The 16,328-nt window shown below is 37.1% G+C and carries 16 protein-coding genes; 6 read left to right on the forward strand and 10 right to left on the reverse strand.

The window, feature by feature from the left end:
* Positions 1-162: 162 nt before the first annotated feature.
* The 5 genes from hutG to hutP all read right to left on the reverse strand — a co-directional run bounded on the left by hutG (position 163) and on the right by hutP (position 6,138).
* Positions 163-1,131 (reverse strand): formimidoylglutamase, encoded by a 969-nt coding sequence (gene hutG, locus BCER98_RS11755; RefSeq protein ID WP_012094751.1) that lies wholly within the window; start codon positions 1,129-1,131, stop codon positions 163-165.
* Positions 1,110-2,381, reverse strand: coding sequence for an imidazolonepropionase (hutI, locus tag BCER98_RS11760; RefSeq protein WP_012094752.1), 1,272 nt, complete (start codon positions 2,379-2,381; stop codon positions 1,110-1,112). Before hutI ends, hutG begins: the two co-directional genes overlap by 22 nt.
* A gap of 13 nt (positions 2,382-2,394) precedes the next feature.
* Entirely contained in the window at positions 2,395-4,053 is a 1,659-nt protein-coding gene (gene hutU / locus BCER98_RS11765) for a urocanate hydratase (RefSeq protein ID WP_012094753.1), read from the reverse strand.
* Between the two features lie 23 nt (positions 4,054-4,076).
* Complete coding sequence (gene hutH / locus BCER98_RS11770) at positions 4,077-5,594, reverse strand: histidine ammonia-lyase (RefSeq protein ID WP_012094754.1); 1,518 nt, start codon at positions 5,592-5,594, stop codon at positions 4,077-4,079.
* A gap of 103 nt (positions 5,595-5,697) precedes the next feature.
* Entirely contained in the window at positions 5,698-6,138 is a 441-nt protein-coding gene (gene hutP, locus BCER98_RS11775; RefSeq protein WP_012094755.1) for a hut operon transcriptional regulator HutP, read from the reverse strand.
* 373 nt (positions 6,139-6,511) lie between these two features.
* On the opposite strand from hutP, the gene BCER98_RS11780 reads away from it, so the two are divergent.
* Complete coding sequence (locus BCER98_RS11780) at positions 6,512-6,808, forward strand: hypothetical protein (protein ID WP_041809870.1); 297 nt, start codon at positions 6,512-6,514, stop codon at positions 6,806-6,808.
* 97 nt (positions 6,809-6,905) lie between these two features.
* A complete protein-coding gene (locus BCER98_RS11785) occupies positions 6,906-7,337 on the forward strand; it encodes a DUF2621 domain-containing protein (protein WP_012094757.1) in 432 nt (143 codons plus the stop codon).
* A gap of 28 nt (positions 7,338-7,365) precedes the next feature.
* Here the strand turns inward: BCER98_RS11785 and BCER98_RS11790 are convergent, their stop codons facing one another.
* Together BCER98_RS11790 and BCER98_RS11795 are read right to left on the reverse strand one after the other, a co-directional pair.
* Positions 7,366-7,872 (reverse strand): CcdC family protein, encoded by a 507-nt coding sequence (locus BCER98_RS11790; protein ID WP_012094758.1) that lies wholly within the window; start codon positions 7,870-7,872, stop codon positions 7,366-7,368.
* A 91-nt stretch (positions 7,873-7,963) separates the two neighbouring features.
* A complete protein-coding gene (locus BCER98_RS11795; RefSeq protein ID WP_012094759.1) occupies positions 7,964-8,671 on the reverse strand; it encodes a cytochrome c biogenesis CcdA family protein in 708 nt (235 codons plus the stop codon).
* Between the two features lie 460 nt (positions 8,672-9,131).
* Here BCER98_RS11795 and BCER98_RS11800 point away from each other — a divergent pair, with 460 nt between their 5' ends.
* Both BCER98_RS11800 and BCER98_RS11805 read left to right on the forward strand, forming a co-directional pair.
* Complete coding sequence (locus BCER98_RS11800; RefSeq protein ID WP_012094760.1) at positions 9,132-10,040, forward strand: EamA family transporter; 909 nt, start codon at positions 9,132-9,134, stop codon at positions 10,038-10,040.
* Positions 10,041-10,196: 156 nt separating this feature from the next.
* The gene (locus BCER98_RS11805; protein WP_012094761.1) at positions 10,197-11,357 is read left to right on the forward strand and encodes a M20 peptidase aminoacylase family protein; all 1,161 of its coding nucleotides are present in this window, start codon (positions 10,197-10,199) and stop codon (positions 11,355-11,357) included.
* Positions 11,358-11,484: 127 nt separating this feature from the next.
* Here BCER98_RS11805 and alsR read toward each other — a convergent pair whose 3' ends face one another.
* The gene (gene alsR, locus BCER98_RS11810) at positions 11,485-12,402 is read right to left on the reverse strand and encodes an acetoin biosynthesis transcriptional regulator AlsR (RefSeq protein WP_012094762.1); all 918 of its coding nucleotides are present in this window, start codon (positions 12,400-12,402) and stop codon (positions 11,485-11,487) included.
* 146 nt (positions 12,403-12,548) lie between these two features.
* Between alsR and BCER98_RS11815 the strand changes: the two genes are divergently transcribed.
* Together BCER98_RS11815 and BCER98_RS11820 are read left to right on the forward strand one after the other, a co-directional pair.
* Positions 12,549-12,914: a CidA/LrgA family holin-like protein gene (locus tag BCER98_RS11815; RefSeq protein WP_012094763.1), complete on the forward strand. Its 366-nt coding sequence runs from the start codon at positions 12,549-12,551 to the stop codon at positions 12,912-12,914.
* On the forward strand, positions 12,911-13,588 hold the full coding sequence (locus BCER98_RS11820) for an LrgB family protein (protein WP_012094764.1): 678 nt from the start codon (positions 12,911-12,913) through the stop codon (positions 13,586-13,588). The genes BCER98_RS11815 and BCER98_RS11820 overlap by 4 nt, the downstream gene beginning before the upstream one ends.
* A gap of 57 nt (positions 13,589-13,645) precedes the next feature.
* Here BCER98_RS11820 and BCER98_RS11825 read toward each other — a convergent pair whose 3' ends face one another.
* Together BCER98_RS11825 and BCER98_RS11830 are read right to left on the reverse strand one after the other, a co-directional pair.
* Complete coding sequence (locus tag BCER98_RS11825; RefSeq protein WP_012094765.1) at positions 13,646-15,286, reverse strand: M20/M25/M40 family metallo-hydrolase; 1,641 nt, start codon at positions 15,284-15,286, stop codon at positions 13,646-13,648.
* Positions 15,287-15,357: 71 nt separating this feature from the next.
* The gene (locus tag BCER98_RS11830) at positions 15,358-16,110 is read right to left on the reverse strand and encodes an IclR family transcriptional regulator (RefSeq protein WP_012094766.1); all 753 of its coding nucleotides are present in this window, start codon (positions 16,108-16,110) and stop codon (positions 15,358-15,360) included.
* Positions 16,111-16,328: the final 218 nt, after the last annotated feature.

The following is a 16,328-nucleotide window of genomic DNA, read 5'->3' on the forward strand; positions in this document are numbered from 1 at the left end:
TCACATTTTTACAGACGACCGTTCTCTTCTTCGTTTCTCTCTGAATCTTAAAATAAGGGTAAAAAAGAACACGTAAAGCGTTCTCTTTTTACCCTTATTCGTACACATATAGCAGGATGCTTTTTCATATTATATTCCGCTTCACTTTTCCAAATTGGAAACTTATAAGCTAACTTGCTTACTGATCGTTTCCCTTGCTAGTAAAAAGTTCATAATGACTTGAGCAGCTATCCGGCTCGTCATATCGCGAAAATCTAACGTTGGATCAATCTCTACAATATCCATACCTTGAACAAGCGGTTCTTGACCAAGGTATGTGATTGCATCAAGCAATGTCATACTATCCATTCCGCCCGGTCCAATTGCTGGACAACCTGGTGCAAATGCTTGATCTAATACATCCATATCGACAGAAACATAAATAGCTGTAACTCCTTGTCTACGCAAAATTTCGATACTCTCTGTAATTATATCTTTTATGGATCGTTCACGCACATGTTTCATTGTATATATCGTTATATCATTCTCTTTTGCATACTCATGGTACGTACGAGCATTGGAAAAATTACGAATCCCAATTTGTACGAGTTGATTTCCTACAATCACATCATGCTCTAGCAAACTACGAAATGGCGTTCCATTCGATGGTCCCCCATCTTCTAAATTACGTAAATCATGATGCGCATCAAATTGAATAATGCCAACTTTCCCTTTACTACTTGCAAAACCACTTATACTCGGAAAACTGATAGAATGATCACCGCCAAGAACGATTGGTACCATTTGCGGATTTACTTTTGTCAAATGCTGAAGCGTCTTCGCAATACGAACATGACTTTCTTTTATATTTGTTACATGCATCATAATATCACCGCAGTCATATAAGACACTTTCTTTCATATCATGTTCTTCGGTAATCGCGTATGTGCTATATGCATCTAACATTGTACGAATCGTTTTTGGTGCAAAGCATGCGCCAGAATGACTAATAGACGGCTTCGAAAGAGGCGCACCGATTAATGCCGCGCCAAATATTTCTTCCCCCTCCCATCCTTTTATCATATCACTCCATTTTGTTACTTCACGATCGATAAACTTTGCATTTTTCTTTAAATAGTGGCTTTGCTCCACGCTTTGTCACCTCTTGTATATGCAAGATTTCCATTCTTCCATACTGTATTTACATGACTTACACCGTAATGATACGGTACATACGCATAATGATGTGCGTCCCACAAAACTAAGTCTGCCTTACGCCCAACGCGAATTTTACCTGCGACATCACCGCGATTAATTGCATACGCTGAATTGACTGTTACAGCATTCCAAACTTCTTCCGGTGTCATTTTCAGTTTCAGCATCGCAATGCTCATAACTAGCTGAATGTTTTCAGTTGGACAGCTACCTGGATTAAAATCTGTCGCTAATGCAACAGCTACACCTTCGTCAATCATTTTACGCCCGCGTGCAAAGCTTTCTTTATTTAAATAGAAAGTCGTTCCTGGAAGGAGCGTAGCGACTGTATTAGAATTTGCAAGCATTTCAATTCCTTTATCGGATGCTCCTACTAAATGATCAGCTGATGCAGCCCCAATCTCTGCCGCCGCTTCTGCACCACCAAGCGGATCAATTTCATCTGCATGGATTTTCACATCAAACCCAAGTTCTTTCGCTTCTAATAAAAATTCTTTCGACTCTTCAACAGAGAATACACCTGTTTCACAGAAAATATCAACGAATTCAGCCAATTCTTTTTCTTTTATTGCTGGTAATAAATCTAACATCCATTGTAAAAACTCTTTTGACTTGCCTTTATACTCTTTCGGAACTGCATGTGCTCCTAAAAATGTCGAAACTAAATCAATAGGATGTTCTTTTTGAAGCTGCGCTACTACTTCCAATTGCTTCCATTCTGTTTCATCATCCAAACCGTAGCCACTCTTCGCTTCCACCGTTGTCACGCCAAATGATAACATGCGGTCTAAATGAAAATTCGCCTTCTTTACCAGTTCTTCTTTTGATGCTTTCTTCGTTGCATTTACAGTTGAAAGAATGCCGCCACCTTGCTCTAAAATCTCTAAATACGGTACTCCTTGCAATTTAAGAGCAATTTCATTTTCACGAGATCCACCAAATACAAGGTGTGTATGAGGATCAACTAAGCCTGGAGAAACAACTTTCCCTTCGCAATCAATGATTTCTCGTGCTTGTAACCCTTTTGCTTCTTCCGCTGTGCCAACGAACATAATCACACCGTCTTTTATCCCAACTGCACCACTTTCGATAACAGGAAGCGTCTTCATTGCTTCCTGTCTTAATACGCCATCTTCTTGATCCATTGTTAATAATTGACCGATATTCGTTAGTAAAATGTCCAGCATGTTGTGTTCCTCCTTATTTCATCATTGGAATGTTAACGCCTTTTTCCTTCGCTGTTTGAACTGCTAAGTCATATCCTGCATCTACGTGGCGAACAACACCCATTCCAGGATCGGAAGTTAAGACGCGTTCAATTCGTTTTGCTGCTGCTTCTGTTCCGTCTGCAACAATAACCATTCCAGCGTGAAGCGAGTATCCCATACCAACTCCACCGCCGTGATGAACAGATACCCAGCTTGCACCGTTCACACTATTGATTAATGCATTCAAAATTGGCCAGTCTGCCACCGCATCACTACCATCTTTCATTCCTTCTGTTTCACGGTTTGGCGATGCTACAGATCCACAGTCTAGATGGTCACGACCAATCACGATTGGTGCTGATAATTCCCCGCTTGCAACCATTTCATTGATAATGCGTCCAAATTTTGCACGTTCCCCATAACCCAGCCAACAAATACGAGATGGTAATCCTTGAAATTCAACTTGCTGACGTGCCATACGAATCCAATTACATAAATGCTCGTTATGAGCAAACTCGCGTAAAATCACTTCATCTGTCTTATAAATATCTTCTGGATCACCAGAAAGTGCGACCCAACGGAATGGACCTTTTCCTTCACAGAATAACGGACGGATAAACGCTGGAACGAATCCTGGAAAATCAAATGCATGTTCCAATCCTTCATCGAATGCAACTTGACGAATATTATTACCATAATCAAACGCAATGGCACCTTTTTCTTGCATCGCAAGCATTGCTTCTACATGTTTTTTCATGCTTTCTTTTGATAATTGTACGTAACGGTCTGGATCTTCTGCACGAAGTTTGGTAGCTTCTTCTAACGAATATCCTGCTGGAACATATCCATTTAACGGGTCATGTGCAGATGTTTGATCCGTTACTAAATCTGGCGTAATACCGCGGCTTACTAACTCCGGCAAAATTTCCGCAGCATTTCCTAATAGTCCGATTGAAATAGGTTCTTTCTTTTCTTTATATTCTGTCGCAACAGCTAATGCTTCTTCTAACGATTCTGTATACATATCGCAATATCTTTTTTCAATGCGGCGCTCGATGCTGCGTTTATCTACATCGATTGCAATAACCACACCGCCATTCATCGTAACAGCAAGAGGTTGCGCTCCCCCCATACCGCCTAAACCAGCCGTAAGCGTTAATGTCCCTTTTAATGAACCACCAAAATGTTGACGCGCTGCTTCTCCAAATGTTTCGTATGTTCCTTGTAAAATTCCTTGTGTACCGATATAAATCCAGCTACCTGCTGTCATTTGTCCGTACATCATAAGCCCTTTTTGTTCTAACTCACGAAAATGCTCCCAATTCGCCCACTTCGGCACTAAATTGGAGTTAGCTAAAAGAACACGTGGTGCATCTTCATGTGATTTAAAAATAGCAACCGGCTTTCCTGATTGAACAAGTAACGTTTCATCACTTTCTAATGTTTTTAACGAATCAACAATCGCCTGATAGCTCTCCCAGTTGCGAGCGGCACGACCAATGCCACCATAAACAACTAACTCTTCTGGCTTTTCTGCTACTTCTGGGTCTAAGTTATTCATAAGCATACGAAGTGCAGCTTCTTGAATCCAGCCCTTTGTTTGCAACTCTGTTCCTCTTGGTGCACGAATTGTTTGTTTTACGTTTTCCATATTCAATCTCTCCCTTTTCCTTTTTATAATGTTGCATTTACATTTAAACGTTCCAATGTGAACGGACTTGTTTTCAACCAATGTGCAATATTTTCAATGTCTGTTGAAAATATGCGATCATTTGTAATAGAAGGTACTTGCTGTCGACCTTGATGATAAAATATTTTCGTTGCAGAGCTCATCTCTTCTATACCACGATACTCCGCTGCTTGCATTGCACAAATCATTTCAATCGCAAGTACACGTCTTACGTTTTGAATAATTTGATGCGCATGACGTGAAGCGATTGTTCCCATACTTACGTGATCTTCTTGGTTTGCTGATGACGGAATAGAGTCAACACTTGCTGGGTGCGCCAATGTTTTATTTTCTGATACAAGTGAAGCAGCTGCATATTGCATAATCATTGCACCAGACTGAAGACCTGGCTTAGGGCTTAAAAATGGTGGTAAATCATTTAACTGCGGGTTCACAAGACGCTCAATGCGGCGCTCTGAAATATTCGCAATTTCGGCCATCCCTACCTTTAAAAAATCCATTGCAAAGGCAATTGGTTGCCCATGGAAATTCCCGCCAGAAATCACTTTTTCCCCTCCATCAAAAATAAGGGGATTATCGGTTGCTGCGTTCATTTCAATCTCTAATTTTTCTTTTACATAATGTAATACTTGCCAAGAAGCACCATGAACTTGAGGGATACAGCGTAATGAATAGGCATCTTGTACCCGCAGTTCCCCCTGTTTTGTTACAAGCTTACTATCTTGAAGAATGTTACGAATACGCTGTGCTACTTCTATCTGTTCTTTATACCCTCGCGCTTTATGAACATTTTCATCAAACGCATCAATAATGCCGCGCAAGCCTTCAAGTGTCATAGATGCAATTAGTTCTGACTGATAAGCAAGTGTTTCCGCTTCGATATAAGAAAGAATTCCTTGGGCTGTCATTGCTTGTGTACCATTAATTAATGCAAGACCTTCTTTCGCCTCTAATTCAATTGGTTCCAGACCTTCTTCAGTAAGAGCTATCATTGCATGAACGCGCTTTCCTTTATAAAACACTTCCCCTTCTCCTAATAAAACAAGAGCAAGATGCGATAATGGTGCTAAATCGCCACTTGCACCTAATGAACCTTGCTGCGGGATAACGGGATGAATGTTTCGATTTACAAGTTCTAATAACATGTTCACAACAAGTGGACGAACACCAGATACTCCTTTTAACATCGTATTAGCACGTAAAATTAACATACCTCGCGATACTTCTTCTGGAAATGGATCACCCACACCACAAGCATGCGATTGAATTAAATTATGTTGAAGTTCTTTCACATCCTCTTTTTGAATAAGCACATCGCTAAACTTACCAAATCCAGTTGTAATACCATATACAACTTTTCCATCTTCTACAATTTTTTCAACAGCTTCACGGCACTCCGCTACTTTCTGCATGCTATCAGGGCAAGCTGTTACCCCTTCCCTCTCAAATAGCAATCGCTTCATTTCTTCAACTGTCAATGAATGTCCTGTTAACGTAACCATTCTTATTTCCCTCCTAAAAAAGCAAAAGGAGACCTTCCCTTTTCAAGACAGACTTCTGTCCTAAAAAGCAAGGCCCCCTTTTCACTAATAAACTATGGGCAAATCATATGTGATTAATTCCTAAACCAATCGCCTCATGCTCAGATCCTTTTACAGGCGCACCTATCGTTCCGTAAAGCGCAACAGCCACCCATTCGCCTTCTTTTTTTCCATCGTATGGTGTACCGCGTACGATTGCAAATCGAAGACCTACTGTACGAAGAACGTCTGCTAACTGAATTTGACCTCTCGTTACCCCGTACAATGCTTCCATAATTGCATGATAAAGTGCATGAGTTTCCCTATAAACATCCGTTTCAATCACTTGGTTGCTTTTAGCCGCTGTTTCCATTGCTGCAACAACTTTTTGCGAGTTCATAGATCCAACTTTTCCAGTACAATATTTCCATCCTTTTGGAATCGATAATACTGAGCTTTCACTCTCATCTGCAAGTGCAAGCAACATCGCCATACGACCAATTCGATGTGTTCCTTGAAGAAGCATGTGACTCTCTCATTTCTTAATAATTATTTGAATATTTCTTAATTTAAGAATATACAAAAATAGTTTCATCGTCAATAGTTTATACAATATTTTAAACAAATTTTCTAGAAAATTCGTCATCATACATAGAAAAACCTTGCATATGCTACAGTCTCTTTAACTAATAATCATAAATTATCAACAAAATACTTCGAGCCTTGTTTCCTATTTCTATCTCGCTTATAATAAAGCTAGAGACGATTATGGACGCCTTTTATGTAAGCTTGGAAAGCCAAGCTTACATTATTTTTTGCTTTCCCTTTTATTTGAAACGGGATATACTAAGTTAGAACATACGTTCTTAATGATTACATATAGTAAGGAGATAGAACAAATGGTATATGATACAAAAGTAATTTCTTGGAATGAATCTTTAAAACAATTACAACGTCGCTACACAAATCAACCGGTAGATCGCAAACAGTTTGAAGAGGTTGAACTAATGGAGTTTTTCCGCGACAATGACTACATTTCCCTCCCTACACATATTAGCGGCTTATCAACAGAACGTTTTACTTCTTACTCTATTTTCACAACTGAGGATAAAGATCGTAAAGTAGGCACACTGATCATTGAATATTTAGAAGACGATCATCATATATTACGCATTGAACAACTATACTTTGTTTAATTCAGAACGCTTGGTCAAAATCAACCAAGCGTTCTTGCTTTCTAATAAACTCACTGCTTATAATACTAGTAAAAGCTATCGTAAAGGAGGTATACACTTGCTAGAAGGATGGTTTAGTTGGTTTATTATTGCTTGGACTGTTATTTTATTAGGGCTCATGTCTATCGGTGGATATTTTATGTTCCGAAAATTCTTAAAAAGACTCCCGAAAGAAGATGGCATGTCTATTTTAGATTGGGAAGCATATTACATTGAACAAACGAGACATTTATGGGATGAAGAACAAAAACAACTATTAGAAGAACTTATCAGCCCAGTTCCTGAACTTTTCCGAGATGTTGCACGTTCTAAAATTGCCGGAAAAATTGGAGAGTTAGCATTAGAAGCAAAGACATCCAAAATAACTGAAGATTTAATTATTAAAGGGTATATTATTGCGACACCAAAGAGAGATCATAAATTTTTAATTAAAAAATTACAAGAAAAAGAAATTGATTATTCTTCTTATCAATCTCTTTTAGCAAAATAAAAAAACCTCAAGTTCCCCCTGAGGTTTTTTACGTTAATTTCATATCTTTTTCATTATAAAATCCATCTTCTTTTTCCATTTCCTTTTGTAACTTCGTAAAGGAGCGATACATTGCAATTCTCCATGATACAATCATTGCGAAAGCAAGTAAGAAGAACATGCCACTCAGTTGACCTAAATCAAGCGATTGACTTAAATATGTTTTAAAAACAATCCGTACAACAAGCAAACCGATTAAAATAAATACGAATGCTTTTGAACGTTTTAAGTAAATGTCTTGCCCTCGTACTTCAAACTTGGAAGTTTTAATTAGAAAAATGGAGAAAAACAATCCAACACCAATTGCTTCTAACATTTCCGCTGGTGTTAGCCGAAATTCCGGGAAAATATACATGAGTGCCCCCGTACTCATAAAAAACGGTGGAAGAATAATTTTTTTTAATGTTGCCGGTTTCTTCGCTGCTTTTAGACGAATAAACATCGCGCCAACGGCCATACATACCGCAACAATACTTGATAAAACAACTATGTTCATACGTTCTCATCCTTTTTTTTGGCAATATAAAAAATTATAGTTTCATTATATGCTTTTCTATTAGTATTTCCAACAATTTCACGGAATCATACTAAAAGCCTGTGAAACCGCCAAATAAACTTGAGAAATACACAATGATTTTTGTCATCCAATTAAAGTATAAAACAACCCCCATGACAATCATAATGTAACCGCCGACTTTTACAAACGTTCCACTATGGCGCTTTATCCAAGACATTTTTGTAATAAAGAATGACAGGACAAAAAATGGAATAGCAAACCCAAGTATGTATGCAATCATATATAACATTGCGGACTCTAGATTTGTCGTAGCAAGCCCAATCACCGCTACTAAAATAGGACCTGTACACGGAGTCCACCCAGCAGCAAACGCTAACCCAATTAAAATAGAGCCGATATAGCCGCTCGGCCGGCTTTTAAATGTAAATTTGCGGTCTTGCATTAAAAACTTTGGTTGAAATACTCCTACAATGATTAGACCAAACACAATAATAAAAAGTGCTCCTAGTTGTCTAATTAAATCTTTATAGTCCTTGAAAAAGGATCCAAGAAAACTTGTACTAAAACCAATTGCAATAAATACAATCGAAAATCCAAGCAAGAAAAATGCTGTATGAAGCATACTTCTTTTACGAAGCATCGCATTTTCTTCTTTTAGCTCAGAAACAGACATTCCTGTTATGTAAGATAAAAACGCTGGGTACAGCGGTAAGCAACAAGGGGAAATAAATGATAAAAATCCCGCACCAAACGCTAAGAAAATATTAATATCTTGCATCGTTTCACTCCTCTCTTCTTCAATATTGTAGCAAAAACAAACAAAAATACTATGGATAATTGATGAATTCAAACTTTCCAGCATGCGAATATGAAAAACATGATTATTGTTACGCACAATCACTTTTCTATAAAACGTTTTCATTTTCCTTCTATTATTAAGATGCTCGTTACCCATAACATAACAAAGCTTTCTACGTTTCACAAACCATTCGCATGCATACACCTATTTCTTATAAAAAAATTTTTTAAATGATAGTTCTATGCACTTCTACACTTATTTTACAATACTTTTATTATTATAAATTTAAAGATTATGCATAAATATCATATTTTTATTATTATTCCATAAAATGTCGAACTTTTCTTTCATTTGACCCTTCATTTTTAATTTTGTATACTTCCATCTAGTTATATATGTCCGTTTAGGAACAATTTCATATAGATGGGAGGAGTTGTTTATGCTTCGCTATTCACTTTTGGTTTTATTAGGAGCATGTAGCTATGGGGTTTTAGCAATCTTTGTTAAATTCGCATACGCGGAAGGCTTTTCACTTGGGGAAGTAGTCGGTAGTCAATATTTATTCGGTTGGCTTATTTTACTGAGTATTACACTTTTATTTGCGAGACATCATGTCCCGTTAAAACAAATGTTCATTTTATTTATCGCTGGTACTTCAGCTAGCTTTACAGGGATTTTTTATTACGCTTCATTACAGACCGTACCGGCATCCATCGCTATTATCCTTTTATTCCAATTCGTTTGGGTTGGCATTATTATTGAGGCAATCGCAACAAAAACATTGCCATCAAGAGAAAAAGTTATTTCGGTTATCTTTTTATTAACGGGTACATTCTTATCGAGCGGATTAGTCGAAAAATCCATAGGCGATTTTGACATAACAGGAATTTTATTAGGATTATTATCTGCGGTTGCATTCGCAACATACATCTTTGTCAGTGGGAAAGTGGCGGTTGAAGTACCATCATTACCACGCGGTGTTCTATTAATGGCCGGTGCATTAACTTTAGTCATGATTGTATTCCCACCAACATTCCTTTTTAACGGTGCGATTTCACAAGGCCTTTGGAAATATGGATTAGGTCTAGGAACGTTTAGTATTGTCATTCCATCTATTGCCTTTACAATTGGCATTCCTAAAATAGGATCTGGGTTAGCAACAATTCTTGGAGCAGCTGAGCTTCCCGTTACAACCATTATGTCCGTGTTCGTTTTAAAAGAGGCGGTACTTGCTTCTCAATGGTTTGGTGTGGCATTTATTTTAATTGGCATCGCAATCCCACAAATCGCATACACAATACGCGGAAAATCTCGCAAACATCATACACATAAAAAAGTTGCTGCATAATTTAGTAAAAAGGGGGTTCTCAAAATGAGAAATCCCTTTTTACTGTTCTAATCTTTTCTCGAATTATATATATTTATGCTACATTTTGTAGTATATCTTTTGTTTATACGGAACAAAATGCAAAAGTTACATATTGTGAGGAAGAGGGCAAACGAAATGAACGCTATTACAAATCAATTAACAGAGAAATTAATCTCGATTCGTCGTCACTTACATCAATATCCAGAGCTATCTTATGAGGAGTTTAAAACAACAAAATTTATTAAAAATTTGTTACAGGAAGCGAATATCACAATAAAGGACACAAATTTAAAAACTGGAGTCATCGCAGAAGTTTCTGGTAATAGAGGCGGCCCAACCATTGCACTTCGTGCCGATATCGATGCGCTCCCAATTCAAGAAGAAACCGACTTACCTTACGCATCAAAAAGTTCTAATAAAATGCATGCGTGCGGACACGATTTTCACACCGCATCGATCCTTGGTGCTGCTTACTTATTAAAAGAGAAAGAATCTTCATTACGCGGAACCGTTCGCTTTATATTCCAAGCCGCCGAAGAAAGTGGAAACGGCGCATGTAAAGTAATCGAAGCGGGGCATTTACAAAACGTACAAGCTATTTTTGGTATGCACAATAAGCCCGACTTACCAGTTGGTACAATTGGTATTAAAGAAGGTCCACTTATGGCGGGAGTAGATCGGTTTCAAATTACAATTAAAGGCGTCGGAACACATGCTGCTGTACCTGATGCAGGAGTAGATCCTATCGTAGCTTCTTCTCAAATCGTCATGGCACTGCAAACCATTGTAAGTCGAAATATTAGTTCTTTTCATAATGCTGTTGTAAGTGTAACAAACATTCACTCAGGAAATACGTGGAATGTTATCCCTGAAAAAGCAACGTTAGAAGGTACTGTTCGCACGTTTCAAGCTGATACGCGTCAAAAAATCCCACAGCGAATGGAACGTATTGTGAAAGGTATTGCTGATGCACTAGGAGTTGAAGTGGAACTGCATTGGTATCCTGGCCCCCCCCCCGCCGTTCAAAATGATGGATACCTTACTGAACTATCTACTCATGTAGCTCAAACAATGGGGCTGCAAGTTATTTCACCAAAGCCTTCTATGGCAGGAGAAGATTTCTCGTTTTATCAACAAGAAATTCCAGGTTCATTCGTCTTTATGGGGACAAACGGAACACATGAATGGCATCACCCTTCCTTTACTTTAGATGAAAAAGCATTACCAATTAGTGCACAGTATTTTGCTTTACTAGCTGAAGAAGCACTAGACAAACTCATAATGAAAAGGCGTTAAGTATGCACTTAACGCCTTTAGACTGATTTACTAGAAATTCATTCACAAAATATGAAAAAAGCTGTCTCGTTGTCAGAAATTCGACTTACGAAACAGCTCCATTTCCTTTTATAAAGTGGAACTTTAATCAGCAGTTTTTTGCGGGCAGCTCATTTTCAACTTCAATTCGTTTTTTATCTCTTGCAATTTTTAAAAACTCTAATAGTTCAGGACTACTATTCGTTTTTCGGTAAGCAACTGACATCTCAGCTATAAAATTAGAATCATATATATCTTTATATACAACTTCTGTTTTGTATAGCTTATTAGCCGAAACTGGAATAACAGTGATTCCAATTCCTGCTGCTACTAATCCCATTACTGTTTGGTATTCTGTTGCCTCTTGAACAATGCGCGGACTAAAACCAACTCCGCGGCATAATGACAATATAGTGTCATAGAGTGCAGGCCATACTGGTCTTGTGATAAAGACAAATGACTCATCTCTCAAATCTTCAATGTGAATTTCTTCTTTCTCCGCAAGTGGATGTGCTTTTGGTAAACATAGTGTACAAGGTAGTTTTTGAATCGGTTCAAGTTCTAATAATTGCGTTGAAATCGGCGGACGTAAAAAGCCGACATCAATTCGATTTTCATGAAGTGCATGCACTTGCTCCGGTGTAGATAATTCATGAAGCGCAACCGATACCCTTGGAAATTTCTTTCGATATTCTCTTACAATTGAAGGTAAAATATCGTATATAGCAGCTCCCACAAATCCAATCGAAAGAGATCCTACTTCCCCTCTTTGTGCGCTTTGCGCCACTTCTACCGCCTTTTCAATTTGATCAAAAGCTTTCTTTACTTCTTTTAAAAACATTTCTCCCGCTTCTGTAAGCTCAACTTTCCGCTTCGTTCTTTCAAATAACATAACTCCCATTTCTTGCTCCAACTGTTGGATTTGTTGACTAAGTGGTGGCTGTGTCATTTGTAAACGAGCCGCTGCTCGTCCAAAGTGTAGCTCTTCTGCCACAACAATAAAATATTGCAAATGCCGTAATTCCATCTTGGACACCCTTTTCAATTAATATGTATAATAAATTAATAACATATAATTTATATATTAGACAAACTTTTTGAAAGAACGTATAGTAGAAATTATGAATTCTTGTTTATCATTTTTATGCAAAGAAATGAAAGGGGGGTTACTGTATGAAATGGTGGAAATTAAGCGGACAAATTTTATTATTATTTTGTTTTGCTTGGACAGGTGAATGGATTGCAAAGCAAGTACACCTCCCAATCCCAGGAAGTATTATCGGCATTTTTCTATTATTAATTTCGTTAAAATTTAACCTAGTGAAAAAAGAGTGGATTCAAGATGGTGCAGACTTTTTATTAAAAGAACTCATTTTATTTTTTATTCCTTCTGCTGTCGCTGTTATCCGCTACAAAGATACATTATCACAATATGGCATCGATCTCATTTTTATTATTATGATTAGTACTCTTTGTGTAACTCTTGTTACAGGAATCTTGACAGAATTGCTATTGAAGCGGAAAGGATCTGTACAATGATTGGCTTTTTTTGTTTACTATTGACACTATTCACATATTGGATTTCTAAAAAAATGTATCAACGTTGGAATTGGAGTTTACTTTCTCCTTTACTCGTTTGTCCAATCATTTTAATTGCTTTATTACTAGGATTCGATACATCGTATGAAACATATAATTCTGGAAGTCATTGGTTAACTGAACTATTAAAACCAGCAACTGTAGCTTTTGCATGGCCAATTTATAAATATTTTGATTTATTAAAGAAACATGCAAGTGCTATTTTAATTAATGTAGTTGTAGGTTCCTTTTTATCAGTTATTACTTCTGCATTGTTAGCAAATGCTTTTAAGATTGATGCATCACTAGAACATAGTTTAGCGCCACACATTGTAACAACACCGATTGCAATGGCTATTTCAGAAATGATTGGCGGCATGTCCCAATTAACAGCTGTATTCGTAGTATTGACGGCATTGACAGGAGCTCTGTTAGGCCCTTCTCTTATTAGATTATGCCGCATTAAAACAGCGATTGCGAAAGGAATTATGTTAGGAACGAGCGCAAATGGCACAGGAACATCGAAAGCATTTGAAATCGGTCCTGTTGAAGGTACCATTGCAAGTTTATCTATGCTCTTAACCGCTGGAGCTAGTTTAGTCATTGTACCGCTTTTCTTGGCTTGGATACATTAAAAAATGAGAACAAGCTAGCAATTGTGTTACAATTGCTAGCTTTTTTCTACTTTTCAACTATACTTGTGACATTTGATTCCTAGCGAGTAATCTATCAATACATACTGGTAACATATCCAATAATGTTTCAAACGCATAATCTACATCTAAACGCTCAGTCCACTGGTGCGCATCTTTTCCTACAGGTCCAACATTTAATACAGGAACATTAAACTCTGCTAATTCTTGTAGTGGAATCGAATACCCTTTATTCCATAAAGGCATATTTTCTACAAGTGAAGTCATTGCTTCAACTGGATATTGTAATCCTACATAACTTAAGTCAGAAATTCCGCCAAAATAATTTTGAGTTTTAAATGTAACTCCATGTTGGTCATGTCCATAACTTTCTAGTTCTGCTACTGCGCTTTGAATGAATGGATTATTACGAGAACTTACAGCCGGATAGTAAGGTGGCGCAAAGAACAGTATGATCATTGGCCCTTTTTCTTTACATAAAATGGCTAACCTATCCACAAGTTCAATCGTAATTGCACGGTCATCTTTTCCCCCGCGATTTTCCAAAACAATCGCTTGCATTTTATCAATTGCTTCTTTTCCATGTTGTTCAATGGCATAAGCAACCAATTCCTCATAAGTGAGTACATTCACTTTTAGACTGGGCGGTATAAACGGATTATATTTAGAAAAATGATATGCCTGTTTCGCATACGTTTCCTCGATTTTCTCCGCTACTCCCATTGCCTTTTTATATAGCAACGAAACAACATCTGGCATCGTTTTTTCTAATAAAAATAAATTAAACAATGTCACTGCACGATGAGGAATTTGTACCGAATACTCTTCTTTTAAATCCCTTTGCAATAAATTTGTCGGAGGTGGACTTGCTTCGCCTTCTACAATATCACAAAGTTCCGTATTTAATTCCAATTCCGCAGTTAATAATGAAGCCATATAATTCGCATTTAATCCCGCAAACGGTTCTCCTACATGCGTTTCCTTTCCATAACAAAGAAAACCAGGTAATACTTTTCCAATAGATCCTGTATAAATATATTTATTTTGATCTCCTGGATAACATGTAAACATTGGTTCAGAATTGAGGACTGCTTTATACTGAAGATCGTGTTCTTTTGCAAGCTCTAATAATTTTGGAACAGCGGTTCTCATTCCTACAGAGTTCACCTCTTCATCTGGGACAGTTAATAAAAGAATATTCCCATCAAAACTCCCTTCACAAGCTTGTTCAACCATTGCCATATGCAAAGTTAAACCGCACTTCATATCCATTATCCCTCTACCAAATAGCCAATCACCTTGTTCTATATCTTGCTGAACAGGATATGGCACTTCATCTTTATGTGAATAAAACATAGATGTGAGTTTTTGAGGTTGAAATGCATATTCTTTCCATATGCCATAGTCCTCTACATCTACAACATCAAAGTGACTCACTAAAACAATTGTATTTTTCAAATGTTTTTCTTTCTTTACTAAAGCTGTAATAAAATAGCGTCCATCCCCTGTTGGATGTTTTTCTAAATGACTAGGATTCTCCTTGAAGTACGATAGACTAGATAGTTGTTCAACAACAAAGTCTGGTAATACTGTTTCAGCTTTTGATCCAGTAATACTAGGAATTTCAACAAGATTACTCAATAATTGTACTAACTCTTCTTTTGTCTGCCATTTTGCCATATATATCCCCCTGTTTTCCGTATTATGAAAATCAATTCCAATATATGAATAAAAAACGACAGAATATTCTCCTATTCCTTTCCTGTTCCGCCGATTTTTATTGATATTTCATTCGCAGCATTTATAACCTGATTAACAAGAAAAGCCAATCGCTCCTCATTAATCCGTTCACTAATTAATCCAATACTGATTGCTCCTACCACTTTATGATTAAAACCTATAATGGGTGCAGCAATTGATGCGGTTCCTTCTGTCTTCTCACCATAACTTACCGCATATCCTTCTCTTCTTATCACAGTAAGCTGATCAAATAGCCGTTGTTTTTGCTCTGATATAGAAGGCAATAGCTGATCTACAATATGTTCTACCTCATTTGTTTTCATATTCGCAAGTATCGTTTTATTAGCAGCACCGATGGAAAGTGGAATTTGTTCTCCTAAATTATCGATAACACGAATCTTTAAAGGACTATCTATTCTCTCAATAATAATAGAATGTGTCCCATTTGGAATATTTAAGTATACGCTTTCTTCCACTTCATATGCTAAGCGTTTCATTACTTCTCTTGCGACAGATCGATAGTCTACTTTTTCTAATTGCCGTAGACCTACTTCCATCCACATCGGTCCGATTGTATAATGCTTCGTTTCCGGAATCTGTGTAACTAATCCATGTTCCATTAAAGAATTTAATATTCTATGCACTGTACTAACTGGCAGATGTGTTCTATCAGCTATATCAGAAATAGCCCAATGTTCCTTATCATTTTCTGAATACAATAGTTTTATAATACTGATTGCTCGATCAATAGATTGCACAGGCATGCTCCTCAACTTCACTCATAATATCTAACTAACCTTAATTATCTACCAATTTAACAAAATCTTCTCAAGAAATCAAACAAATTATTTAATTTTCAAAAAAAATAAAAAGATTGACTTTTCGCTATAATTATCTGAAAATTAAAACTATATTCCGTATGATGAAATATATTCCACTATACAGAAAATTGTATTTGAATCTATTACATGGGGAAGTGAGG

Origin of the sequence: Bacillus cytotoxicus NVH 391-98, from assembly GCF_000017425.1 — a bacterium.
GTDB lineage: Bacteria > Bacillota > Bacilli > Bacillales > Bacillaceae_G > Bacillus_A > Bacillus_A cytotoxicus.

What these genes read in the sequence shown, in the direction of transcription:
- hutP (WP_012094755.1), bottom strand. Translation starts at nt 6,138, where the DNA reads ATGCTTCTTCAAGGAACACATCGAATTGGTCGTATGGCGATGTTGCTT.
- BCER98_RS11800 (WP_012094760.1), top strand. Translation starts at nt 9,132, where the DNA reads ATGCTTCGCTATTCACTTTTGGTTTTATTAGGAGCATGTAGCTATGGG.
- BCER98_RS11805 (WP_012094761.1), top strand. Translation starts at nt 10,197, where the DNA reads ATGAACGCTATTACAAATCAATTAACAGAGAAATTAATCTCGATTCGT.
- hutU (WP_012094753.1), bottom strand. Translation starts at nt 4,053, where the DNA reads ATGGAAAACGTAAAACAAACAATTCGTGCACCAAGAGGAACAGAGTTG.
- BCER98_RS11820 (WP_012094764.1), top strand. Translation starts at nt 12,911, where the DNA reads ATGATTGGCTTTTTTTGTTTACTATTGACACTATTCACATATTGGATT.
- hutI (WP_012094752.1), bottom strand. Translation starts at nt 2,381, where the DNA reads ATGCTGGACATTTTACTAACGAATATCGGTCAATTATTAACAATGGAT.
- BCER98_RS11790 (WP_012094758.1), bottom strand. Translation starts at nt 7,872, where the DNA reads ATGAACATAGTTGTTTTATCAAGTATTGTTGCGGTATGTATGGCCGTT.
- BCER98_RS11830 (WP_012094766.1), bottom strand. Translation starts at nt 16,110, where the DNA reads ATGCCTGTGCAATCTATTGATCGAGCAATCAGTATTATAAAACTATTG.
- hutH (WP_012094754.1), bottom strand. Translation starts at nt 5,594, where the DNA reads ATGGTTACGTTAACAGGACATTCATTGACAGTTGAAGAAATGAAGCGA.
- BCER98_RS11815 (WP_012094763.1), top strand. Translation starts at nt 12,549, where the DNA reads ATGAAATGGTGGAAATTAAGCGGACAAATTTTATTATTATTTTGTTTT.
- BCER98_RS11825 (WP_012094765.1), bottom strand. Translation starts at nt 15,286, where the DNA reads ATGGCAAAATGGCAGACAAAAGAAGAGTTAGTACAATTATTGAGTAAT.
- BCER98_RS11780 (WP_041809870.1), top strand. Translation starts at nt 6,512, where the DNA reads ATGGTATATGATACAAAAGTAATTTCTTGGAATGAATCTTTAAAACAA.
- alsR (WP_012094762.1), bottom strand. Translation starts at nt 12,402, where the DNA reads ATGGAATTACGGCATTTGCAATATTTTATTGTTGTGGCAGAAGAGCTA.
- BCER98_RS11795 (WP_012094759.1), bottom strand. Translation starts at nt 8,671, where the DNA reads ATGCAAGATATTAATATTTTCTTAGCGTTTGGTGCGGGATTTTTATCA.